18 protein-coding genes and 1 pseudogene are annotated in these 23,363 nt (G+C 68.7%); 6 read left to right on the plus strand and 13 right to left on the minus strand.

What is annotated here, in order from left to right; genetic code table 11:
* Positions 1 to 166 precede the first annotated feature (166 nt).
* Positions 167 to 674, minus strand: a pseudogene (locus BL254_RS04635) (sigma factor).
* Between the two features lie 438 nt (positions 675 to 1,112).
* Between BL254_RS04635 and BL254_RS04640 the strand changes: the two are divergent.
* On the plus strand, positions 1,113 to 1,937 hold the full coding sequence (locus tag BL254_RS04640; protein WP_047221926.1) for an alpha/beta fold hydrolase: 825 nt from the start codon (positions 1,113 to 1,115) through the stop codon (positions 1,935 to 1,937).
* A 21-nt stretch (positions 1,938 to 1,958) separates the two neighbouring features.
* Here BL254_RS04640 and BL254_RS04645 read toward each other — a convergent pair whose 3' ends face one another.
* From BL254_RS04645 to BL254_RS27580, 8 genes are all read right to left on the minus strand, one after another.
* The gene (locus BL254_RS04645) at positions 1,959 to 3,185 is read right to left on the minus strand and encodes a cytochrome P450 (RefSeq protein WP_083730835.1); all 1,227 of its coding nucleotides are present in this window, start codon (positions 3,183 to 3,185) and stop codon (positions 1,959 to 1,961) included.
* On the minus strand, positions 3,182 to 3,628 hold the full coding sequence (locus BL254_RS04650; RefSeq protein WP_047221924.1) for a PaaI family thioesterase: 447 nt from the start codon (positions 3,626 to 3,628) through the stop codon (positions 3,182 to 3,184). Before BL254_RS04650 ends, BL254_RS04645 begins: the two co-directional genes overlap by 4 nt.
* A gap of 72 nt (positions 3,629 to 3,700) precedes the next feature.
* A complete protein-coding gene (locus BL254_RS04655; protein ID WP_047221923.1) occupies positions 3,701 to 5,422 on the minus strand; it encodes a fatty acyl-AMP ligase in 1,722 nt (573 codons plus the stop codon).
* Between the two features lie 58 nt (positions 5,423 to 5,480).
* Entirely contained in the window at positions 5,481 to 6,755 is a 1,275-nt protein-coding gene (locus BL254_RS04660) for a cytochrome P450 (RefSeq protein WP_047221922.1), read from the minus strand.
* A complete protein-coding gene (locus BL254_RS04665) occupies positions 6,752 to 7,663 on the minus strand; it encodes a cyclopropane-fatty-acyl-phospholipid synthase family protein (RefSeq protein ID WP_076842606.1) in 912 nt (303 codons plus the stop codon). The genes BL254_RS04660 and BL254_RS04665 overlap by 4 nt, the downstream gene beginning before the upstream one ends.
* Positions 7,664 to 7,665: 2 nt before the next feature.
* Positions 7,666 to 7,923 carry an acyl carrier protein gene (locus tag BL254_RS04670; RefSeq protein WP_013874236.1) on the minus strand — a complete coding sequence of 86 codons (258 nt, stop codon included), beginning with the start codon at positions 7,921 to 7,923 and terminating at the stop codon, positions 7,666 to 7,668.
* 12 nt (positions 7,924 to 7,935) lie between these two features.
* Positions 7,936 to 8,940, minus strand: a complete 1,005-nt coding sequence (locus BL254_RS04675; RefSeq protein WP_076842607.1) for an acyl-CoA desaturase — start codon at positions 8,938 to 8,940, stop codon at positions 7,936 to 7,938.
* Positions 8,941 to 9,216: 276 nt separating this feature from the next.
* Positions 9,217 to 9,789, minus strand: a complete 573-nt coding sequence (locus tag BL254_RS27580; protein ID WP_076842608.1) for a helix-turn-helix domain-containing protein — start codon at positions 9,787 to 9,789, stop codon at positions 9,217 to 9,219.
* Between the two features lie 518 nt (positions 9,790 to 10,307).
* Here BL254_RS27580 and BL254_RS04685 point away from each other — a divergent pair.
* On the plus strand, positions 10,308 to 11,336 hold the full coding sequence (locus BL254_RS04685) for a phosphatase PAP2 family protein (RefSeq protein ID WP_076842609.1): 1,029 nt from the start codon (positions 10,308 to 10,310) through the stop codon (positions 11,334 to 11,336).
* Positions 11,337 to 11,679: 343 nt separating this feature from the next.
* Complete coding sequence (locus tag BL254_RS04695) at positions 11,680 to 12,864, plus strand: OmpA family protein (protein WP_076842610.1); 1,185 nt, start codon at positions 11,680 to 11,682, stop codon at positions 12,862 to 12,864.
* 207 nt (positions 12,865 to 13,071) lie between these two features.
* Here the strand turns inward: BL254_RS04695 and BL254_RS04700 are convergent, their stop codons facing one another.
* Positions 13,072 to 13,932: a phosphatase PAP2 family protein gene (locus BL254_RS04700; protein WP_047221916.1), complete on the minus strand. Its 861-nt coding sequence runs from the start codon at positions 13,930 to 13,932 to the stop codon at positions 13,072 to 13,074.
* 530 nt (positions 13,933 to 14,462) lie between these two features.
* Between BL254_RS04700 and BL254_RS04705 the strand changes: the two genes are divergently transcribed.
* From BL254_RS04705 to BL254_RS04715, 3 genes are all read left to right on the plus strand, one after another.
* A complete protein-coding gene (locus BL254_RS04705; protein WP_076842611.1) occupies positions 14,463 to 14,651 on the plus strand; it encodes a bacterioferritin-associated ferredoxin in 189 nt (62 codons plus the stop codon).
* 17 nt (positions 14,652 to 14,668) lie between these two features.
* On the plus strand, positions 14,669 to 15,139 hold the full coding sequence (gene bfr / locus BL254_RS04710) for a bacterioferritin (RefSeq protein WP_047221915.1): 471 nt from the start codon (positions 14,669 to 14,671) through the stop codon (positions 15,137 to 15,139).
* 378 nt (positions 15,140 to 15,517) lie between these two features.
* Positions 15,518 to 17,647, plus strand: coding sequence for a bifunctional diguanylate cyclase/phosphodiesterase (locus BL254_RS04715; protein WP_076842612.1), 2,130 nt, complete (start codon positions 15,518 to 15,520; stop codon positions 17,645 to 17,647).
* A 114-nt stretch (positions 17,648 to 17,761) separates the two neighbouring features.
* On the opposite strand, the gene BL254_RS04720 is transcribed toward BL254_RS04715, so the two are convergent.
* The 3 genes from BL254_RS04720 to BL254_RS04725 all read right to left on the minus strand — a co-directional run bounded on the left by BL254_RS04720 (position 17,762) and on the right by BL254_RS04725 (position 23,106).
* Complete coding sequence (locus BL254_RS04720; RefSeq protein WP_076842613.1) at positions 17,762 to 21,703, minus strand: DUF2232 domain-containing protein; 3,942 nt, start codon at positions 21,701 to 21,703, stop codon at positions 17,762 to 17,764.
* Positions 21,704 to 21,705: 2 nt separating this feature from the next.
* Positions 21,706 to 21,867: a hypothetical protein gene (locus BL254_RS26825; RefSeq protein WP_162233169.1), complete on the minus strand. Its 162-nt coding sequence runs from the start codon at positions 21,865 to 21,867 to the stop codon at positions 21,706 to 21,708.
* A 600-nt stretch (positions 21,868 to 22,467) separates the two neighbouring features.
* On the minus strand, positions 22,468 to 23,106 hold the full coding sequence (locus BL254_RS04725; RefSeq protein WP_047221914.1) for a hypothetical protein: 639 nt from the start codon (positions 23,104 to 23,106) through the stop codon (positions 22,468 to 22,470).
* Positions 23,107 to 23,363: the final 257 nt, after the last annotated feature.

A 23,363-nucleotide genomic window follows, 5' to 3' on the forward strand; every position in this document is an offset into this window, starting at 1 on the left:
CGATGACGGGAACGGGTCGGGCCGCAGGGGGCCAGACAGCGGCGAATCATGTGTCGGCGTGGCGGGCGTCCCCGCGCTCTCCGGCGATCCCAGTAACGGCCCGGGAGGTGGGATTGCATCCCGGGCCGTTACTGGGAAAAGTCACGATCATAAAGACGTGGCCCGGCTATCCGGTTCCGAGCGATCCCCCTTCCATGTCTCGGAGGCCGACCGGCATCACCGACTCCCGCTGCAGATCGGTCAGATGCTCCAGACAGCGTCGCACCTGCGCACGCTCCAGACGGCGCTCGACCTGCTCGCTGACCTCGTCGAACGCCTGGCCGCGATCGCGCGCCCCGGCCCTGCGCTCACGGTCCGCCGCCGCCTGCGCCGAGCGCACCCGGTCCACCGCGCGGCGGTGGGCCAACGTCATGATCCACGCCATGGCGCTGCCCTGCCGCGCGTCGAAGCGGGCCGCGCACCGCCACACCTCGATGAGCACCTCCTGGGCGACCTCCTCCGACTGGGCCGGATCCCGTACCAGCGCGCGCAGCAGGCCCATGACAGGCCCGGCCACCGCGGTATAGAGGCTCTCGAACGCCTGCTGATCGGCCACGTGCGACGCGGTCGAACAACGACTCCAGGGTGCCAGGATGCGGCGCCAGGGACTGATCGCCGCGTGCCACGACGCGCATGAGCACCTCCGACTGTGACGCTGTCACCAGTACTTCGGCGCTGGACCGCCCCCGGATTGCCAACGTCCTGGACGTAAGGGGCGGGTACCGGGCACAACACCGCTGCGCCCACTGGACGAGCCGCTCACGGGCATGTCGCCACGATCATGATGGGCTGTTGTCCGCGGCGGGTCCAGACCTGCCGTGGCACAGGACGGTTCCGAACGTTCCGGGCCGGCGAAACGAATGTCGAGCCGTGTGTCACCGTCTCGGACGTGCCGGCGTCATCTTCGCGGCGCGGGGATTTTTCGGCCGCCCTGAATACCGTGAGTTTGTAGGGCGGCCGGAGCGCGTTCGGCTCGGATTATCCTGTTGGCCATCGCATGGTCTCATCGCCGGACAGGACGTATCCACTACACTGGGATTGAGCTGCTGGCCGTCGGCGGAGACGAGGGAAGCGTGCCGACTATCGATGTCCATGGCGTGACGATTTCCTACAGTGACACCGGGGTGCCGGCGGGGTTGCCGGACGCGCCGACCATTGTTTTCGGGCATGGCCTGTTGTTCGGTGGCTGGATGTTTCGCTCACAGATTACGGCCCTGCGCGAGCGTTATCGTTGTGTGGCGGTCGACTGGCGTGGGCAGGGTGATACCCCGGCTGCCGCCGACGGCTACGACATGGATACCCTCACCGGCGACGCGGTCGCGCTGATCCGGGAACTCGGGGTCGCGCCGGTGCACTGGGTGGGGCTGTCCATGGGTGGTTTCGTCGGGCAGCGCATCGCGGCCCGTCATGGTGAGCTGTTGCGTTCGCTGACACTGCTGGACACCAGCGCCGGGGCTGAGGAGCAGAGCAAAGTCCGCGAGTACAAACAGTTGGCGTTGCTGCTGTGTCTGTTCGGCATCAGACCGATTCTGGGCAAGGTCAGCTCGCACATGTTCGGCCCCGCCTTCCTCGCCGACACGGCCAGCGTGGCCACGATCGACGAGTGGGTCGGCCGGCTCAGCCGCAACAAGCGCGCCGCCATACGTAAGGCGGTGCTCGGGGTGGTCAGCCGCGCGTCGGTGGAGCGGGAGATCACCGGGATCACGGTGCCCACCCTTGTTGTCGTCGGCGCCGACGACAGGGCTACCCCGGTGGAGAAGTCGGAGCATATCGCCGCTCGTATTCCAGGGGCCCAGTTGCAGATCGTCGCGAACTGCGGGCACAGCAGCAGCCTGGAACAGCCCGCGACGATCACCAGCCTGCTGGCGAAGTTCCTCGCCACGGCCGACCGGCCCTGACCGCGAACGTCGGGGTACTCGCTACCGCACGGATATCAACAATTTCGCGGGGCCACGGACGTTGATCCGACCATTCCAACGGACCTCCTCGACGGCGGGCGAGGGGAAGCGCCGGGCGAACCGGGTGAAGGTGACCCGGGCCTCCAGCCGGGCCAGCGCCGCGCCGAGGCAGTGGTGTATACCGGCGCCGAACGAGACGTTCTGGTGCGCGTTCGGCCGGTCCAGCCGGAGCTCGTCGGCGTCCGCCCCCCAGAACCGCGGATCCCGGTTGGCCGCGGCCAGGCAGGCCACCACCCACGCCCCAGCCGGGATCTCCTCGCCGTGCGCGGGAAGAGGCTCGACGGTTATCCGCCGCATCAGGTGTACCGGGGTGTCATAGCGGAGGATCTCCTCCACGGCGTTGGCTGCGAGCCTGGGATCCTCCCGCAGCAGCCGCAACTGGCCGGGGTGGCGAAGGAGCGCGAGAATTCCGCCCGCGAGCAGGTTCACCGTGCTTTCGTGGCCCGCGATGTAGAGAAACATGACCTGGGCGACCAGTTCGTCCCCGCCGAGCATGTCGCCGTCGTGCTCGGCGGCGAGAAGCGCGCTGATCAGGTCGTCGCCGGGGTTGTCCCGTTTCCAGTCGGTCAGTTCGCGGACGATTCCCGTCAGCTCGTGGTTGGCCGCCCGGATCTCGGCCTGCAGGCCCGGGTCGGCGAGCGGCTCGAGCGCGCGCACCAGCGTTCCGGTGAGCGCGCGGATACGGGTGTGCTCCACCACCGGAATACCCAGCATCTCCGAGATCACCGTGAAGGGGAGCGGGAAGGCGAGTTCGGCGACGAGGTCCGCGCGGCCCGCCTCGGCGATCCGGTCCAGCGCCCTGTCGACAAGCGTCGCGATCCGCGGTTCCAGCGCGTCGACGGCACGCCGGGTGAAGGCTCTGGAGACAAGGCCGCGAAGTCTCGTGTGGTTCGGTGGGTCCTGGTCCAGAACGGCCAGCCCGCGCATCAGCCGGTTCTCCTTGCCGAGCGTCCTGGAGTCGCTCTTCCACCGCGGTAGGCGTGTCAGATACCGCTCGTCGACGGAGTGCCCTGATCTCTGCAGTTTCGACACGTCCTCGTACCTGGACAGGATCCAGAAGCCGAGCGGGTGCTCGTGGGCGGGCGCGGCGTCACGCAGTTCCGCATAGTAGGGATAGGGATCGTTGGTAAAACCGTCGGCGAACGGGTTGAAGACGAACGCTTCCTCGGAGCTTTCTCGTGTCATCATGATCTGGCCGCCCTGATATTACGCATGGTCACGAAAGCGGTGGCGCACAGTGTCTCCTCGGCCCCGTCGGCCGAATAGACGTCGGCTGCGGCGACGGTCATGACAGGGCCTGCCTTGATGACCCGACCACGCGCGACAAGTTTCTCACCCTTCGCCGGAGCCAGAATTTTGACGGTGTAGTCGATGGTCATGTTCACCCATCCGGGTGGCAGCAACGTGCCGGCGGCGCAGCCGGCGGCGAAGTCCGCCAGCGAGCCGAGCACACCGCCCTGGACGAAGCCGTCGTGCTGCGTGAGCTCTTCCCGGTACGGCTGAATGATCTCGACGTTCCCCGGCGCTATCCGGCCGAACTCGAAACCCAGGTGCCGCGCGGCCGGCATGTTCAGAACGGTATCCCGCACGAACTGTTCGAAGGCGGGGTTCGGCGCTTCCAGCACTGCCATGTCCAGATTGCTCCCCGCTGGTCGACGAGTTCTTCGGGAGAGTTCTTCAGGTGCGTCCTTCGGGCGAATCATTCAGGCGGCTGACGGTGCCGCCGGCGTCCAGGCATCGAAGCCGGCCTCCAGATAGCGTTTTCTGGCGGCGGCCCGCATGATCTTTCCGCTGCTGGTCTTCTGCAGCCGGCCGGGCAGGGTCAGCACCAGGTCACCCAGGGAAAGATCGTGCTCCCGTACCACCGCCGCCCGGATCGACGCGGTGACGTCCCGCACGTCCGCCTTCCGCCGCTGGTCGCCCCTGATTTCCTGCACGACGACGAGTTTCTCCCCGTCGGGGCCGGGAACCGAGAACGCGGCACACCCGCCGGATCTCAGCGCGTCGTGTGACGACTGGACGGTGTGTTCGATGTCCTGCGGGTAGTAGTTCCGTCCCCGAATGATCACGAGGTCCTTCAGCCTGCCCACCACGTACAACTCGCCGTCGACCACCAGGCCGAGATCGCCGGTACGCAGGTAGGTACGGCCGGGCTCACCGTCACATGTGGCCCGGAACGTGTCGGTGGTCGCCTGCGGGCGCCGCCAGTAGCCCTGTGCCACATGCTCCCCGGCGACCCAGATTTCTCCCACCCGATCCGCCGGGCACGGGCGTTTCGTTTCGGGGTCCACGATCCGGAGCGTTTCTTCCGGGAGGATGAGCCCGGAGCCCGCGAGGGTCCGGGTGTGGCCGTTGGACGCCTCGGCATAGCGCCTGTCACCGAGCGCGTCGGCGTCCGCCTCGATGGTGCGCGGGCCGCGGCCCTTCTGGCTGCCGGTCACCAGCAGGGTCGCCTCGGCCAGCCCGTAGCACGGGTAGAGCGTCTTCTCGCTGAATCCATAGGACGCGAAGGTCTCGGCGAACCGCCGCAGTGTTTCGGGCCGAATGGGTTCGGCGCCGTTGAACGCGACCTTCCAGCAGCTCAGGTCAAGCTCCGGGATGTCTCCCCTGGCGGCCCGCGTGACGCAGGCGTCAAACGCGAAGTTCGGCCCACCGCTGGTGTGGGCACGGTACCGAGAAATAGCCGACAGCCACAGAAGTGGCCACCGGATGAACGCCATCGGTGACATGAGGATGCTGGTCGCCCCGATCCAGAGGGGCTGCAGGACGTTCCCGATCAGCCCTTGGTCGTGGAAGAGCGGCGCCCAGCCGACGAACGTCGAGTTCCGGTCATGGCCGAATGCCCGACGTATCATCTCCTGGTTCGCGGCAAGGTTTCCGTGGGAGACCACGACCCCCTTCGGGTCGGATGTGGAACCTGACGTGTACTGCAGGAAGGCGATGGAGTCCGCCGAGCAGGGCGACGGGTCGAAGCCCGTCTCCGCAGCGTCGGTGATCCGGTCGACCGGAAGCCAGTGCGGGACCGTGTGGACCGGCTCCAGTGCGGATCGGGTGCTCTCGATCATGGCGTTGACGGTGAGTACCGCGGAAGGCTCGCAGTCCCGCACGATGCGCAGGGTCGTGTCCTGCACCTGCTGCTTGCGCGGCGGGTTGACGGGTACCGCGACGACCTGCGCATAGAGACACCCGAAATATGCGACGATGAAATCCAGGCCTGGTGGGAAAACCAGCAGTGCCCGGTCGCCGGCACCGCAGCACAGGCTCAGCCAGCCGGCCACGGCGAGCGCTCGCGCATGCAGCTCGCCATACGTCAGAACTTCTTTTTCTTTCTCGTACTCGTCCAGAAAGACATACGCTCTGCCGGTCGGCTCGAAGGCGGCGCGGGTGCGCAGGACATCCGGAAGCAACATTTTCTGCCGCGTCATTTTCCTTCCCCTGTCCGCGAGCGGATCCCGATCGGGCTCACCCCGGCGTCCCGGCGATTCAGACGATGCTTCTCGGCGCGACCGGGAGACTTGTCAGGCCGCGGACGATGAAACTGTGCTCCTGCCACTGGAGCTGCTCTGCCAGCGGTTCCAGGCGTTCGGCGCGTCGGTACAGGTGTTCGAAGGCAACCTCCGCCTGCAGCCGGGCCAGCAGCCCGCCCAGGCAGCCGTGCATTCCGTGGCCGAAGGCGAGATGCCCCTTCGCGTCACGGGTGATGTCGAACTCGTCCGGCCGGGCGAACACCGCGGGATCGCGGTTCGCGGCGCCGAGACACAGGAGAATCTGATCGCCTTCCCGCACCCGTTTCCCGCCGATGTCGACCTCGCGCGTCGCGAGGCGTTTGGTCATCTGCAGCGGGCTGTCGTAGCGCAACGCCTCCTCGACGGCTTCTGGCGCAAGCTCCGGCCGGCGGCGCAGGAGAGCGTCCTGCGCCGGATGCTGGAGCAGTGCGAGCAGACCGTTCCCGATCAGGGATTTCGTGGTCTCGTTGCCGGCGACAAAGCACATGATGCACACGAAGACGAGTTCTTCGTCGCTGAGCCTGTCGCCACCGGCGGTCCGCGCGGCGAGCAACTGGCTTATCAGGTCGTTGCCCGGCCGGGACCGGCGTTCGGCAATCACGTCGTCCAGGGCCTGCGCAAACATTTCGACGACATCACACACCCGGGTGAAGTCCGTGGCCTTCATAAGCCCCGGCTCGAGCAGGAAGCGGATGTCGTGCGTCCACTGGCCGACGTGTGCACGCAGGCTGTCCGGAAGCAGCATCCAGTCGCACATGACCGTGACCGGCAGCGGCGCGGCGAAGTCGGCGATGGCGTCCATGCCACCGTCGTCCCAGGCCCGCTGGATCAGGTACTCGACAGCCCGCGAGACACGGGGACGGATCCTGGCTATTTCCGGTGCCGTGAACACCCGGTTCACCAGTCCGCGCAGCCGGGCGTGGTCCGGGTTGTCGGTGAAGACGAGCGACTTTCTGCCCAGCCGCTCGATTCGCGCCACGTTGTCCTGCGACAGCCGGCTCGCCTGCCGGCTGATCAGTTCAGGTATGAGCCCGGCGCTGAAGGTACGGTCGTGCAGGACGCCGCGCACGTCGGTGTGCCGCGTGAGCACCCACATGCCCAGCGCCCGGTGGATGGGCCGGGTGTCGCGAAGCTGCTGATAGAGCGGGTAGGGGGAGCTCCGGAACTCGGCGCTGAAGGGGTTGAACCGGACTGCCGCCGGCGTCGGCCCGATGGCGGCGGCAGCCGTCGCGCCAGGTGTCTCCACCGTCATCCCGCCCGCACCTCACGGCTGTCGAAGTATCCGCTCCGGAAGGGATGAAGGACAATTCTGAACAGGCAGATCTTGCCCATTCGGAAGCCGAGGGCGGACAGCTTCAGATAGCGCTCGTACCGGGCGACCACCTCCGGCCCGACGAGCTGGACGGCTTCGTCGCGGCGCAGGCGCAGCCGGYGGGCCCACTCCTCACATGTCCAGGCGTAGTCGAGCCGCCCGTTGCTCACCGACCGTATCTCGAAAACTCCCTCGGCGGCGGYCGTGATCTCCGCGAGTGTCGGTAGATCAGCGTCGGGAAATATCTCCTGCTGGATGAACCCGTTCGCGTCCGCGCGGGACATGTTCGCGTATGCGATCGTCTGCAGCGACAGCACACCGTCCCGGTTCAGCCAGCCGCGGCAGCGGGTGAAGAACTCCCGGTACAGACTGATCTTCTCGGTTGGCGAGTCGGTGGGCCGGGCAAAGTGTTCGAACGCACCGATGGATACGATTCCGTCGAAAGCGGCGTCCGGCTCGTAGTGCAGCCAGTTCTCCGTACGCACCTCCACACCCGGATATCCCTGGGAGCGGACGAAGGACGCCTGCTCCTCGCTGAGGGTGAGACCGACGGAGTGCTGAACCCGGTGTTCCTCCGCCAGCCGCCGCAGGACCGCGCCCCAGCCGCAGCCGATGTCCAGCACGGTGCGGGCCCGGTCGGCCCGCACCGCGTCCAGGTGAAACCGCAGCTTCCTTTCCTGCGCGCTTTCGAGGGTGTCGTCCGGGCCGTCCCGAAGCGCGCACGAATAGGTCAGCGAGCGGTCCAGCCAGAGGCTGTAGAACGCGTTTCCGACGTCGTAGTGGTGGCGGATGGCAGCCGCCGCCCCGGCCGTCCGGCCGACGTAGACTGATTCGACTGGTATGGTCATGACTACGCCACGCGCTGTTGGCTCTGCTCATACAGATACCCGGCGACCGCGTTGATGCTCGGGTTCTCGAACAGCGCCTCGGGCGCCAGGTCGACGCCGTAGCGTTCCTCGACCTCGATCAGCAGGGAGACGGCGAGGGCGGAGTCGACACCCAGCCGGTCGAAGTCCGCGTCCGGGTCCACCGCGTCCACCGGTACCTCGAGGAGATGCGCGACATACTGCTGGCACCAGTCGGCAATCGCTTCCTTGCTCGGCTTCAACGTGCTCGCTCCTTATGCCGTGGTACTGGGGGCGGRCTTGCCGTTCCTGGATATACGGCTTGCTTTCATCCGCTCTTCGGACGGGCGCTTGACGTCCCATGCGAGACCACCGAGAGAAAGAATTTTTATGAGCCAGTAGCCCGGGTCGAGACGGTACCAGCTCAGCCCGAAAGAAGACGATTCGGGAAAGGCATGATGGTTGTTGTGCCACGACTCACCAAAGGTCAGCAGGGCAAAGATCCCGCCGTTCCTGCTGTTCTCCCTGGACTCGTACGGGTGGGTGCCGAACATGTGCAGGAAGGAGTTGATCGCCCAGATGATGTGTTCCAGGACGAACATCCGCACCAGGCCGCCCCAGAAGAGACCGCTGACCGCTCCGGCCCAGCTCTGGTAGACGAGGCCGCCGAYGAGCGCGGGGAGCGCGAGCCCGAGCGCGACCCAGTAGTAGTAGAGGCGGGCGACCCGGACCAGCGCACGATTCCTGATCAGATCAGGCGCGTAGTGGACGACGTTCGGGTACTCGTGGCGACGCATCCACAGGAAATGGGAGTGGGCCAGGCCGCGTAGCCGGCCTTTCAGACCACCGCCGGCGAGATTCGGGGAGTGCGGGTCTCCCTCACGGTCACTGCACTCGTGGTGTCGCCGGTGCAGGGCGACCCAGGACACCACACCGCCCTGGCCGGCCATCGAGCCGAGGACCGCGAGCACGGCCACGACGGACGGTGCGGCCTTGAAGGTGCGATGCGTGAACAGCCGGTGATAACCGACGGTGACGCCCAGCCCGGTCACGACCCACATGGAAAAGAGCAGGGCGATTTCGGTGACACCGATCGGGTGCACCGTGAGAAACGCGAGGGCGGCGGCGGTACCGGCAATCGGCAGGACGTCGAACAGCAGAAAATGGCGGCGCTGTAGGCGGTGCAGATAAGGACTACTGATCGTCTTCTTGCGAGGAGTGGAGCCGACGGTCTCGGAATCGGACTCGGGAACATGGGTCGCGGGCCGTACGCCGACCATTCTCGACCGCCCCTCCTGGGTGCTGGAGCTGAGGTTTCTTGAGCCGGGCCTCCCCGAATCGTAAGCTGCCACGACCGGACACGACAGGTGTACGGGGACCGCCGATCGCAGGATTGGAATTCGCTATCGGAGGACCGTCGGCACCGAACCCGTGAGACGATCCGGCCGCTTGGAGCGTGGTCCGCCCTGGTGGATCCCAAACAGGTCGGGCATGCTGGGAGGGCCGGCGGAAACCGGTGGGAGCATGCTGCTCCCCGGGTGTGCCAGGTATCGGGCTCAGGCCTCCAGGGGCACCGACTCCAGCCGCTGTAGAAGTTCTTCGGCGAGCGATCGGAAGTCACGGTGACATCGGCTGACGAGCGTCTGCGTACTGCCGAACGCGCCGTCCGCGGCCCGCAGATCGAACATCGGTTTGCGGGCGTCATGCGAGAGCGGCATCAGGCTCTTGTAGTTGCGTAGCGTTGCAATTTCATATGATTTTAGATTTATGTTTTCCGGCGGTTCATCCAGCACGTCCGACGCGAAGACCTGAGAAATACGGTCAAGCCACCGCTGATACGCCTTGACAGGGCGGTCCAGGCGCATCGTCGGCTGCATGATGACATCCGAGAAAGGCCGGTCGAGGATTCTTCCCTCGTCCCGGATGCTGGTGGGCCCGAGCAGCGCCTGATCCGAAGTATCGATCTCCCTGGCCGGTTTACCGGACCTGTCGACGCCAATGATCAGGTATCCGCCGCCCACCCCCGGAAGATCGTTGGTCAGGGCGCAGATCGCCTCACGGATGGCGTTGTGATCCCWGCTCTCCCGCTTGAACTCCAGGTTGGCGGTCTCCTGGGTGCCCAGGGTCATCGCAAGATCTGTTCCCATGGCGTCGATCCTGTCCTACCCGTCGCGGGAAAATGTCACCCGCGGTGACTACGGACGTGACAGGCCACACCTCCGTCTCCCCGCACGGATCGGCCGCGTGGCCCGCGCGGCTCGTCGGGCGACTGGTCACTGGTTGTGCCAGGTGGGTGGGGTAACGCGGTCTTCTTGTCGGCGGAAGGATGTAGCCTCGGTCAGAAGGCGGGCCGAGATCGGGTAACCGAGATCGGATAGTCGGATCGGGTGGTGGGCGGGTAACGGGGAAGGGTTCGACGTCGTCGGCCAAGAGGCTGTGGGTGTCGGGGCGGATGCCGTCCTGGTAGGCGGTCCGGTACAGATCGTTGGCCGGCCGTTACGGGCGACCGGCGTCGGTGACGGAGACCGGCACACGCGGTGACGGTCGACGTCGAGGGGATGGCTGAAGTCGAGGGCGGTMGCCCGAGATGCGCCCGGACGTGACGGCCGGACCACTCGGTGGGCCGGATCGGAACCGGAGGGCACGGATGGTCCATATACGCCGCAGGTCGGACGGTCTGCCGGTGGTGTGGGTCGAAGTGGTCATGATCGTTGTCTTCTACTACACCTACACCGCCACCCGGTCCGTGGCGGGCGGTTCCGTCCACAACGCGCTCGCCGTTGGCTGGGACATCATGCGCATCCAGGCCGACCTGCACCTCGACATCGAGCTCGGGCTCAACCACTGGCTGYAGGGCGTCCCCGCCCTTGCCGTAGCGTGTTGCTACTACTACGCGACGCTCCACTTCATCGTCACGCCGGCCGTCCTCGTCTGGCTCTACCGCAAACGAGCCCGCAGTTACCTGGCGGCCCGGTGGACGATCGTATGCACCACCGTGATCAGCCTTACCGGCTTCTTCCTGGTTCCCACGGCGCCGCCGCGCCTGCTTCCCAGCGCCGGTTTCATCGACACGATGGCGTCGTTCCACAACTGGGGTTGGTGGGCCGGTGACTCCAGCGCCGCACCCAAGGGGCTCGGCGGCATCACCAACCAGTTCGCCGCCATGCCGTCCCTGCACTGCGCCTGGGCGCTGTGGTGCGGCTGGAACATCGCCCGGCTGGCCCGGCACCGTGTGACCAGGGTGCTCGGCGTCCTCTACCCGGGCGCGACCATCTTCGTGGTGATGGCCACCGCCAACCACTACGTGCTGGACGTGCTGGGAGGCTGGTTCGCGCTCGGCCTCGGGGCCGTGGCGGCTGCCGTCGTGATGCGGCTTGCGCACGGGCAGCGGCGGTCCTCCGGACGTCCGACCGGCCACGGCGATCAGCCCGCTGGCCGTCCGGCCGACCGGGGCGACGGCCAGGAAGGCCAGGAAGGCCAGGAAGCACAGGCGGCGCAGGCGGCGCAGGCCGAACAGCAGGAGCAGAAGGAGGAGCAGGAGGAACAGGCCGACGAGCCGGCTGGCGGGGCGGCTGACCGGTGTCCCCGGCAGCAGCCGCACCTGCCCCAGCCGGCCGCGATCGTCCGCGCCGGTGTTCCCGCGCGCCCGGCGCTGGTGTGGCCACCCCGGGGATAGGCGGCGACCCGGTACGGATCACAGGTGCGTCGGTGTGCGAGAGTTGACCAGTGGTGAGCTGTTTCGCATGCTCCCGTTGACTGCCGTTGGGTCGTTCCTCCGCTGGCGCTGGCGTTGGCGCGTCCCGAAGACGGCTTCGGTCACGATGCCCCCGGCCATGATGTTCCCAATCACCACGATGTTTCTGATCACGATGTCCCCGGCCGTGATGCAATGTCCACGGCCCTGATGCCACCGGCCACGATGTCCCCCTGATGTCCCCCTGATGTTCCGGCCGGCAGTTCCCGGTCAGCAGTCCCAGCCAGCAAAGCCGTCCAGCCAGAGTCCGTGCGGAGACCAGTCGATGTCCTTGGCCCAGATCGTCGCGCTGAAGCGGCCCCGTCCGGTTGTGTTCTCCGTGTCCCTCGTCGTCGCCTGGCTGTTGCTGGCGTTGCTGGCGTTCGGGCTGCGGCGTGAGCCCATCGAGGACGAGCTTGCCGACCGGGCCGTCCTGGCGGTGCGCTCGCACGGCCAGGACGGTGCGCAGGTGAGCTTCGACGGCCGGGACGCCACCGTGCACGGCACGTTCCCCAGCCTCACGGACGCCGAGGCGGCCCGTCAGGCGGTGGCGAGGGTGTCCGGGGCGCGGACGGCCTCGTTGGGCAGCGACATCCACATCGCGCCGGCACTGCTTCCCGCCGCCGCCAGGCCCTTTGTGATCGCGGTCGACGGTGACTCGCTCACCGTCACCGCTACCGTGCCCGACCGGGTCGCCCGTGAGCAGGTGCTCGGCRCGGCCGCGGCGGCGAGCGCCGGCACGCTGACCGGGAAGGTGACGGTCGACCCCGCTGTGGCCGCGCCGCCGGTCACCGCTCTCGCGGACCTGGCCCGTACGCTCACGACGGTCGCCGGCGAGCACAAGGTGACGATCGCTGGTTCCTCGGTGGTGCTGGAGGGGAGCGTGGCGGACGCAGGGGAGGCGACCCGGCTTGGCGCGACCGTCCTCGCCGAGGCTCGTAGGACGCTGCCGGCCGCCACCGTCGACAACCGTCTCACCGTCCGGTCGGTCACCCCGGCCCTCCCGGCGGCCGGCGGGGCCGCGACAGCGCCGGCGGCCGGCGCGACCACGCCGCGGTCGGTGACCGACGCGAGCGCACCGCAACCGGCGGCCGGTGCGACCACGCCRCAATCGGTGGCCGGTCGTCTCGCCAGCGTCGTCGCCACGGGACGGATCACCTTCGCGACGGACAGTTCGGAACTGACCGAGGCCGACCGCGTCCACCTCGACCGGATCGCGGCGGTGCTACGGGAGAGCGAGCTCAGCGTGCTGCTGGCGGGGCACGCCGACGCACGGGGGCCGCGTGTCCTCAACGAGACGTTGTCCCTGGCACGGGCGCGGGCCGCCGCCGCCTACCTGGCCGACCAGGGCGTGTCCGCGGACCATCTGCGGGCCGCCGGGTTCGCCTCGGAGCATCCGGTGGAGACGAATGCCACCGAGGCCGGGCGCGCCGCCAACCGCCGGGTGGAGATCTCCGCTCTCGTTCCGTAGCTCCCACAGACCCGCCCCGATGAGCCGGCCGGATGGCCTGGCCTTTGTCTGGCGACCTGGCCTTTGTCCGGCTGCTCTGGCCTTTGCCCGACCGGGATCTCTGKCTTCTGGATCTCTGGCTCCTTGTCCTGGGCCCTGCCCGTCAGCCGCCGCTGTCCCGTGGGCAGGGACAGGGCAGGGCGGGTCGGCCGGGAGCGGTCAGGACGGTTACTGTGATCCGCAGGTGTCTGAGCGGCGGGTCACCATCGGGCGCATCACGGCGACTATCCGGGCCTGCAGGGCCAGCCTGGTGACCTGCACCGCCAGCAGGACGAGCAGGCCGCCGACGACGCCGTCCACCCAGTAGTGGTTGGCCGTGGCCACGACGACCGCGGTGGTGGCCACGGGCTGGGCGATGGCGAGATAACGCCATCGGCTGTGCAGGACGGTGACCACGACCCATGCCTCGATGATGGCCCAGCCGATGTGCAGGCTCGGCATGGCCGCGTACTCGTTCGCGAAACCGTCGCCCTGGGCGTAGGGCGACGGGCCGAATATCGCGCCGGTGTCGATCAGACCCGTCATCGCCATGGGCAGCAGGCGCGGTGGGGCGAGCGGATACAGGATGTGGATCACCAGGGCCATGCCTGTCGCGATGATGATCACATTGCGGACCCTGGGCCAGACGAAGCGGTGTCGGACGAAGACCCAGACGAGCAACGCGATGGCCGCGGGGAAGTGGATCGCGTAGTAGAACTCGTTGATCAGGATCGTCGCGTAGTGGGACTGCAGGACCAACTGCTGGACGGCTGCCTCGTCAGGCAGGCGCAGACACCGTTCCATGTTCCAGACCGCGATCCCGTGCGACAGCGCTTCGGCCTGATGGCCGTCGACGATGTGCCGACCGAAACGGTAGACCATGAATAACAGGCCGAGCAGGACGGTCTGGGTGGCCGCGTAGCCGGCGGTGCCGAGGGCGCGACGCCCTCGTCGTGCCCCACCGGTCGCGGACGGTGCGCCGGCTGTGGGCCGGGTGTCGGCCGTGGCGCTGGTCGCGGGCAGCGTGGGCTGGGCGTCGGCCGTCGTCACGGATAACGGGCCGATCGTGCGCGGAGAGAAGCGGTTATGCTCGTCACTGACCCGATCGTCGAATCTTCGGCCCATATTGGATAATGGTGGGCGATATCGGACAATATGGGCCTACCTGGTTGGTCMACAGCACATTGTGCCCCCCTTCACGAAACGAGACCGTACCGTACTGCAATACCGTATCCGGATGCCTGATCGGGTCTGCTGTCGGGTGTGATCCGCGTCTCTCGGAGAATCGTGTTCCGCGGTGGGTGGCCGTTGTTTTCGGCGGTGTCGGGCGGGTCCGTATGTCAGGCCGGCTCCGCCATGGCCGTGATCGGCCCGTTGTGGTCGGCTGGTGACGTGGTGCTCACTCGCCCCTGCTTGCCTCCGATCTGTCTCTGTGGGACTCTTGTGCCAGGTCTTTATTAGGGAAGGTTTAACTTAGCCACGAGCACTCGCTGTCATTGATCYGACCGTATGCGGCAGCCGCGAGCTGCCGGTTCCGGAATATGGGACGGGGTGCTCTCTCCAGAGCGTGGTGAGGTGCGGTGCTGGTCTGTTCGTGCTTTGCTGTCTCCGAGCGGACGTTGCGCGGCGTGATTGAGTCGGGCGCGTGCGACACAGGCGAGGTGGGTGACGTCTGTGCCGCGGGCACCGGCTGCGGTGGATGCCTCAACGAGATCGAGGAACTGTTGACGGATTACCGCCGTGGCTGTCCGGTTGTGTCATCGGGCTGACATAGCGGAGGTTTCATGTGAGGGGCGATCCGGAGATTGTCGAACTGCTCAACCGCGTCCTCACGAATGAGCTGACGGCCGTCAATCAGTACTTCCTGCACTCTCGGATGCAGCTCAACTGGGGTTACCGACGGTTGGGCAAGCATACCTACGACGAGTCGATCGACGAGATGCGCCACGCCGACAGGCTGGTGCATCGCGTGCTGTACCTGGGTGGGCTGCCCAACCTCCAGCGGCTGAATACGCTTCGTGTCGGCGAAACCGCTGTCGAGCAGCTCAATTCCGACCGTTCGCACGAGATCGAGGCATGCGGCCTGCTGCGGGAGGGGATCGTCCTGACCCGCTCGCGTGACGACGTCGGATCCGCTGTCCTCCTGGAGGACATTCTCACCTCCGAGGAGGAGCACATCGACTGGCTGGATGCCCAGCTCGAACTGGTCTCCCAGCTCGGCGAGGCGCACTATCTCGCCCAGCAGATCCACGACTGACGCCGCTGCCGACGCAACCACCACCGCGGGTCGAAGGCGGCGCGATCATGACTTTGCGCGCTGTCGGCGGCCCGCGGTTGTCGATGGGCCGAATGAGTCGCGGATGATGCGATCATGGTTTTTCGTGCCGCTGGATGCCAGGAGTTCCCGGGCGTCGGAAGACACACCCGCTACCACGGCCTGACGTTCTGTACGCACCTGCCTGCCGCTACACTCGCCATGCGATCGGAAAGGCCATGCGATCCATGAAGATAGCGTGACCAGCCGAGATGTGCACCGGGCTGACAGGCGCGAKGAGATCCGTTGGTCGCTAGCATGGCCGGCTCCGTGGCTGACGTGGTATCCGCTGGGCTACTGGTGGTAACGTCCGACAGTCGTGTGGTCTGGGCGAACCGAGCCCTGCTCGATCTGGTGGCCACCGGCGGTGGTGCCGCGTACGACGATGTCGCCGATACCACGCGTGATCACGTCGGGCGCGACAGCGCTGACGCCACCGAGCACAGTGGCGTGGGGCCGGCGGGCACGGCGGACGGCGGGTACCCGTGGGGTGAGCCGGACGCCGATCCGGTGTACTCCGCCCGCGTGGCGGTTGCCGAGGCCGGGCTGCCGCTGACCGGGGTCGTCCCCGACGCCGGGTCCCGGCAGGCCCAGTGGCAGGCGCCGGACGGCACCACCCACTGGTTGGAGGTTCGGGCCCGGACCCTGATCGGCGGCCGTCCCGCCGGGTTCGGGCAGACGATTGCCGACGGTTTCGTCCTCTACGAGATCACTGATGTCACGGGGCGGCGCCACGAGGAGGAGRCGCTGCGGCTGCGCGAGYGGTGGCTGCGCCATGTCGAGACGATCGCCCGTACCGGTATCTGGGAGTGGGACCTCGTCACCAACGAGATGGAGTGGTCCGACGAGCTGCTGGCCATGCTCGGCTATCCGACGGACACCCGGATCGACTACGACGCCTTCCGGCTGTTGGTGCACCCCGACGACCGGGCGACGGTCGAGGACGCGTTCGACCAGGCGATCACCACCRTCACCCCGGTCGAGGTCACCCCTCGTATGTATCTGGCCGACCGGGTGACCGAGTGCGTGCTGGAATGGCGGGGGGACGTCCTCACCGGCGACTCCGGCACGCCGATCCGGATCATGGGTACGGCCCACGATGTCACCGAGCTGGTCCGGATACGCCACGAGCTCGCCCACGTGTCCGTGCGCGAGCCGCTCACCGAGGTGCTCAACCGGCGGGCGGTGACAGCCCTGCTGACCGAGCGGCTGGCCGCCGGGGTCGACCGCACCGGCGCGCTGCTGCTGGTCGACGTCGACAACTTCAAGATCGTCAATGACCTGCGCGGCCACTCGGTCGGCGACACGGTGATGCGCTCGGTCGCCCAGCGCCTGGCGGAGACGCTCCCGGCCGCCGCCATTGGCAGGCTCGGTGACGACGAGTTCGCGGTGGTCCTGCACAGCGGCGACGGGCTGGAGGCGCTGGCCGTCGCGGACACCCTGCGTGAGCAGGTCGCCCGACATACGATCATGGTGGACGGTTTCGCGGTACGGGTGACGGTCAGTGTCGGCGTCGTGCCGCTGTCGGCCGTGGGCGACTGCGACACCGCGCTCGCCCATGCCGGGCTCGCCCTGACCGAGGCCAAGGAGGCCGGCCGCAACTGCGCCAAGCTGTTCACCGCGGAACGGCACGAGTACCTCACCCGCCGTGCCCTGATGGTGCAACGGGTCCGGGACGCCCTCGACGCCGGCCTGCTGACCCTTCAGGTGCAGCCCATCGTGGACCTGGCCTCGCACGAGGTGCAGGGATACGAGGTGCTGCTGCGGCTGCACGACGGCCARCATCCCGAGATCGGCCCGGCCGAGTTCATGAGCGTGCTCGCGCACAGCGACCTGGTCCTGAGCCTGGACCRCTGGGTGGTGCAGCAGACGGTGGCCGCGCTCGCCTCCGTCGCCGCCCGGGGGGAGCGGCTGCGCCTGCACGTGAACATCTCCGGCCGGTCGGTCGAGGACGCAGGCTTCGCCGACTTCGTCCTGTCCGAGCTGCGTGCGGCCCGGGTCGACCCGTCCCAGCTCGGTATCGAGATCGCCGAGAGCGTGGCGGTCGCCGCCGCGGACGCGGTGCGCCAGCTCGCCGAAACCCTCACCGGCGCGGGCTGCCGGTTCACCCTGGACGACTTCGGGGTCGGGCTGGGATCGTTCGTCTACCTGCGGAACCTGCCCTTCACCAACGTCAAGATAGACGGCGACTTCCTGCGGCACGTCGACACCTCCCCGGCCGACGCGGTGCTGGTGGACGCGGTGGTCCGCGTCGCCCGCTGCCTGGGCATGTACACCATCGCCGAGAGCATTGACCGGGAGTCGCTGGCGCCGGCCCTGCGTGACCTCGGGGTGGACTACGCGCAGGGCTTCCACCTCGGGCCGCCCCGCCCGTTGACGGAGCTGCTGGCCGGGACGTCCGACGCGGATCCACAGACCCACGAGGCCGGTCTCAACAGCTTTCTCGGCTGACAGCAGGGCCTGCCCCGGCTGACGGCGGCGGTCTCGGCTGACGGCAGGCCTGCCCGGCCTGGTGGGAAAGGATCCCGCCGGCCAGGACGCGCGTGGGGCCACAGCGGGGCGGAGTTACACCAGGAAGGCCGCCACGGCCAGCCCGGCCAGGGCCGCGAGCGCCGCTGCGTCCACCCGCCGCGGGCGCGCCGGCTGGTGCGCGACCGCGCCGAACCCGCCACGGGCGGCGATCGCCTCTGTCATCTCCGCGGCCCGGCGCAGGCAGGTGACGATCGCCGTGCACAGCAGCTCGGTGATCGATCGCGCGTGCAGCGGCAACGCCGCGAGCAGGCCCGGCAGCCGGCGACGAGGTGGCCGCGCTCCGACCCGCAACCGCCGGACCGCGAGCAGCATGCGGATCTCGTCCACGAGCAGCGGCAGGCAGCGGATGGACAGCGCCACCGTCGCGACCCACTCGTCGATCGGCAGCCGCAGCCTGCGCAACGGCGCCAGCAGCCGGCCCAGGGCGGGCGCCAGCTCCGACAGCGGTGTGGTCCACCCCAGCAGCGCGGCCGCGGCGAACATCGTCATGGACGCCGACGTCAGCCGCAGCCAGTCCAGCATGCCGCCGATGGACAGCCRCACACCACCGACGGTGACGAACGGTGCCGCGTGCGACTGGGCGGTGAGCAGCACGCCGATCAGCAGGCCGTACCAGAACCAGCGGGGCAGGCGCGGGGCCGCACCGACCGGGATCCGGGCGACGATCATGGAGAGGCCGACGAATCCCACGATCATTCCGATCACCGGCCAGGACGGCCGCACGGCGACCAGCACGCCGAGCAGCGCCATGATGATCAGTTTCGTGCCGGCCCACAGGCGGTGCACCGGGGTGTCACCGGGGATGTAGCGCAACAGGTTCGGCTCGGTACGGCGTCCGTGTCTGGCCGGCCGCCGCTGGAAGAACCGGCCACGGCAGCGGTCGGCCAGGCCGCGCGCGCTCCTGTTTCCCGAGCTGCCCGATGGCGGTTGCGGGGCCGCGGCCGCCGGTCCCCGTGCTGGTACGCGACCCGGGCGCCCGGCATCGTCTACATGCCCGTCGCCGCTACCGCCACTGTCTGTACCGCTGTTGTCTGTACCGCTGTTGCCGGTACCGCTGGCGCTGACCTGGGCAGCGCTATCCTGGATGCGGAAAGCATCATCATGATTACTAAAAGTGCCGTCATTGAGGTCGTCGTCGAGGAGGCAGCCCTCCGCGCCAGCCCCTGCCGGCCGCGGATGAGGCAGCGGAGCGAGCGGGCGGCACAGCGTGCCGTCGGTGATGCTGTCGGTGAACGGTCCGTCATGTACCAGTCGTCCGCCGTCCAGGACGAGCATCCGTTCGGTGAGACAGGCCATGTCGTCGAAGTCGTGGGAGACCACCACCAGCGTCAGGCCGGTCCGGATTCGCAGATTCACCAGGACGTCGATCAGAATCCGGCTGGACGAGGCGTCCAGGCCCGCCAGCGGCTCGTCGAGGATCATCAGCCGAGGCCGGCAGGCGATCAGCCCGGCGAGCGCGGCCCGGCGCATCTGCCCGCCGGAGAGGTCCTCCACCCGCCGGTCCCGGAAGAGCTCCGGGTCGAGCCCGACCGCGGCCAGGGCCTCGTCGGCGGCGGCCGCGTCCACGCCGGCCGCCGCGCACACGTCAGCGCCCACGGTGGGCGCCAACAGCTGCAGCCGGGAGTGCTGCACGGCAAACCCGATCTCGCCGGGGCAGGCGGTCAGCGGCCGGCCGGCGAGGTAGGCCGCGCCCTCCGAGGGGGCCAGCAGACCGGCGAGGACGGCGGCCAGCGTCGACTTGCCCGAGCCGTTGCGGCCGCGGACCAGCACCGCCTCACCGCTGTCCAGACAGAAGGAGACGTCGCGCAGCGCCCGGCGGGCCCACGGTGACCGGGGCGAGTAGACCTGTCCCACCCCGTCGAGGCGGACCAGCGCGGCTGGCCGCGCGGGCTGCTGCCCGGCGGGTACGACCGGTGCCACCGATGCGACCGATGCCACCGGTGCGACGGACACGACTGGCCTGTCCGGCCCGGTCGGTGAAGCCGGGGTGTTCGGCGGAGTCGGCGGCGTGGAGACAGCCGGCGGAACAGCGGCGGCCAGCGGCGGAACGGCGGCGGTCGGCGGAGCCGGTGGGGCGGGGATGACGGTGGCCGGATCCAGTGGGAGAGCCTGGCCCGCAGCCCGGTCCTCCGGCCTGCCGGGCGCGTCGGCCACGGTGGACGTGCCGCCCGCGCTGGGCGCATCGTCCATGGCGGACACGGCGGGCATATCGGATGTGACGGGCGCGTCTGGCGTGTCGGGTGTGGCAGGCGCGCCGGGTGCGGTCGGTCTGCCAGCGGGGCCGGACGCCGAGCCGGCCGGTCTGTCGGTCGGTCTGTCGGCCGGCAGACCGACCGACAGGGTGGGCGACGGGAGGGCTGCCGAGACGGACCGCAGCGGCCGGGCCCGCGGCGGGCGCCAGGGAGAGACGCACGGTATACCGCCCGTCGGAGCGCCCACCGAGGTCAGCCGGCCGGCGTCGAGGACGATCCGGCGGTGCGCCCGCCGTGCCTCCGCCGGGTGGTGGGTCACATGGACGACCGCGACCCCCTCCTCGTCGGGCAGCCGCGCCAGCAGGTCGGTGAGCTGGTCACGGCCTTCGGCGTCCACCATGGCGGTGGACTCGTCGGAGACGAGCAGCCGGGGTGCCCGCGCGAGCGCGGCCGCGACCGCCAGCCGTTGGAGCTGCCCACCGGAGAGCGTGGCGGTTTCGCGGTCGGCGACGTTCGCGAGCCCGACCCGCTCCAGCAGGGTCTCCACGTCGACCGTGGCGCCGCCGTCGGGCAGGCCCCAGACGACGTCGTCGCGGACCCGGACTCCCAGGACCTGTGACTCCGGCCGTTGGAAGATCATGGCGGTGCCGCCGGTGCGGCCCAGCGCGCAGTCGCCGGGCCGCAGTACCTGCCCATCGGTGGGATGCCAGCCGCTGATGATCCGGGCGAGCGTCGACTTCCCCGAACCGTTGCCGCCGACGATAGCCACGAACTCGGCCGGCCGGATCGTCAGCGACACGTCCCGCAGCGCATCCCGCGTCACATGAGGGTAGCGGTAGGTGACGGATTCCAGGCGGACGGGCAGCGGATGTGGCGACTGCTCCACCGGCGGCGGTTCCGGATGCCCCTGACCTGCCGGCTTCCGGCGCGCCGACGCCGCTGCCGGCGCCCATATGGGCGCGTTCGGGTGGTCGGACCGGGCTTCCGGCGCGCCGACGGCGAGCCGGCGCAGCACCGGGCGGGTGACCACGGCCGCGGCGAGCACATTGCCGGCGGTGTTGGCCAGCAGCGCGATCGGCAGCAGCACCCACCAGTGCACCGCGCCCCACCGGACGAGCGCGTCCGCGGTACCCAGACCCGGACTGTCCGGGTCGACACCGACGCGGACGAGGCTGCTGCGGGCCCCGTCCCAGCTGTTGACGATTTCGGCGAGCACCAGCGCCCGTAGATCGGTGAGCACGCAGAACAGCGCGTTCATGCCGAGCGCCACCGGCGCCCACAGCGTGACGAGACCGACCGCCGTGGTGCRCACAAGACCCCAGCGGCGGCGGTGCGMGATGCCCAGCAGCGTGCCGATCATCATGCAGGACGTGATCGTGATCGCGAAGCCGGTRCCGCCGATGAGGACGGCCACCGCCAGCGCCGCGACCATCGCCGTCCAGGCCGCCCGCAGCCGCCATCGGGCGGCAAGCGTCGCCGCGGGAACCGTCGCGAYGATCGTGAGCAGCCAGCCGAAGGGAAGAAAGCGCGTGACCAGACAGATCGCGATCACCAGATCGACCAGGAGCGCGGCCTCGACGATCTCCACCGTGCGCAGCCGCTGCCGGGCCCGCGGCGTCCCGGTTGGCTGCGTCACCCCGGCGGCAGCGGCGGGCACGGAGCCGGCGGGCGAGGAGCCGATGGGCGCTGAGCCGATGGGCGCGGAACCGATGGGCGCTGAACCGATGGGCGCGGAACGGGTGGGTGGGGAGCCGGCCGTGGGCGGGTCGGACAAGGTGGTCACCGTCAGCTCTCCGGTCCGGTGGTGCTCTCGTCGGTGATCGTGACCGGGCAGGTGCGTCCGGTGGACAGTTGCGGCGTCACCGTGGTGAGCGGGGAACGCGCCCGCTCCCCGCCTGGTTCCCGCTGGTCCCTGGCTGGTTCCCACGGGCCCACCTGCCGCTCCACTCATCCACCCGCTCCCATGCGTGCCGCACCGGACATCCAACTGTCGCATGGAACCTGCGGGGTGTCCGAACCGCCCGGCCTGAAGCCCGGGCCGCCTGCGACAAAGATCATGGATGCTCTGTGTCGTCCACGCGGACGGCCGTGGATGGTAGGGAAACGTACGCCTGCGGGTAACCCGCCCACGGACCGAACCGTCGACCGCTGACCGCCACCAGAGGACGCCCGGTCGGCACTGCCACTCCGGTCGGCACTGCCATCGGTACCGCCACATCAGCGCTGCCAACGGCATCGTCGGCAGGCGGCCTGGCGACACGATACCCACCATCGGCCTCGACACCACATGCCCCGGGCGGTCGGGATGCCCCGGGCGGTCGGGATGCCCCGGGCGGTCGGGATGCCCCGGGCGGTCGGGATGCCCCGGCGCCGGGCAGCGCCGAAGCCGGCCCGTGCCGCCGTGGCGCTTCTGCCGGGCAGCGCTTCCACCCGGAGATGGTCATTGCTGTCGGGAGATGACCGTCTCCGGGTGGGCCCGGGCCGGACGGCCCGGGCACGTGGCCACCGCACCGCTCACGTCAACCGCGGTGCTCCCATTTCAGGTGCTCATTTCAACGGACGGAAGGAGGGGGGTTGCAGGGCGGACGGCTGCGCCGTGTACACGGCCAGGGTCTGGGCGAGGTTGGTCGGGTCGACACCGATGGCGTGCATGCTGCGGGCGAGATCGTCCATCACCACCAGGGCGTGGTGCAACAGCACCTCGGCGATGCCCACGGGCCGCTGGACCGCCTGCCGGAACGCGTTGGCGATTTCGGCGTCCCCGGTCAGCGCGGCCAGCGCGCCGACGCGGATCCGCTCACTGAGCGACTCCCACACCTGTTCGGAAAGGGGTGCCTGCGCGCCGCGCCACACCCCGCGGTAGGTCAACGACCGGATGACCATGTGGGGCTGTTCACCGGTTCGCAGATGCAGGGTCACCGCCCACATCGCCAGCAACCAGCCCAGCGACTGCAGGAGGCGCACGGCGTCGACCCGCAGGCAGGTGGCCAGGGCCGCCTCCGCCTCCTGGCGGGTGGTCGCGTTCACCCACGCCTGGACCAGGCGTTCGGCTTCCACGATGTCGGTGATGTCGAGTTCAGGGGTGCATGGTCGTACGACCGCGGCAGCTCGTTGCGAATCGGTGTCGACCAATGCGAGGGCACCGACATCGTGCAGCGTCTGCCAGGAAAGTCCCGCTGGCGCCATGGCCGATACGGTAATCGCCCGTTCGTCCGTTGGGTCCGTTTATAACGCAGCTCACCTAACTTTCTTCACTGCTTCGGCTGCTTCCGATCGCCAATGCTGCTGGTGTAACCGTATGAACCGTTCCAGGTCATTGAAACGTCTAACGTATTAATTTGAAATGTCAAAGTAGCAAAGGGCGGTACATCATAATTTTTGTGCTCGGAGCCGCGGGACGTGTTCCGGCCGGCCTCGCCCCACACCCTGGCCGGCCCGCCTGA

The organism is Protofrankia sp. BMG5.30 (assembly GCF_001983005.1).
In the GTDB taxonomy this organism is placed as follows: domain Bacteria; phylum Actinomycetota; class Actinomycetes; order Frankiales; family Frankiaceae; genus Protofrankia; species Protofrankia coriariae.

Bases quoted from the DNA above. Each gene is read 5' to 3' on its own strand.
- BL254_RS04645 (WP_083730835.1), bottom strand. From the start codon at position 3,185: ATGATGACACGAGAAAGCTCCGAGGAAGCGTTCGTCTTCAACCCGTTC.
- BL254_RS04650 (WP_047221924.1), bottom strand. From the start codon at position 3,628: ATGGCAGTGCTGGAAGCGCCGAACCCCGCCTTCGAACAGTTCGTGCGG.
- BL254_RS04655 (WP_047221923.1), bottom strand. From the start codon at position 5,422: ATGACGCGGCAGAAAATGTTGCTTCCGGATGTCCTGCGCACCCGCGCC.
- BL254_RS04660 (WP_047221922.1), bottom strand. From the start codon at position 6,755: ATGACGGTGGAGACACCTGGCGCGACGGCTGCCGCCGCCATCGGGCCG.
- BL254_RS04725 (WP_047221914.1), bottom strand. From the start codon at position 23,106: ATGGCGCCAGCGGGACTTTCCTGGCAGACGCTGCACGATGTCGGTGCC.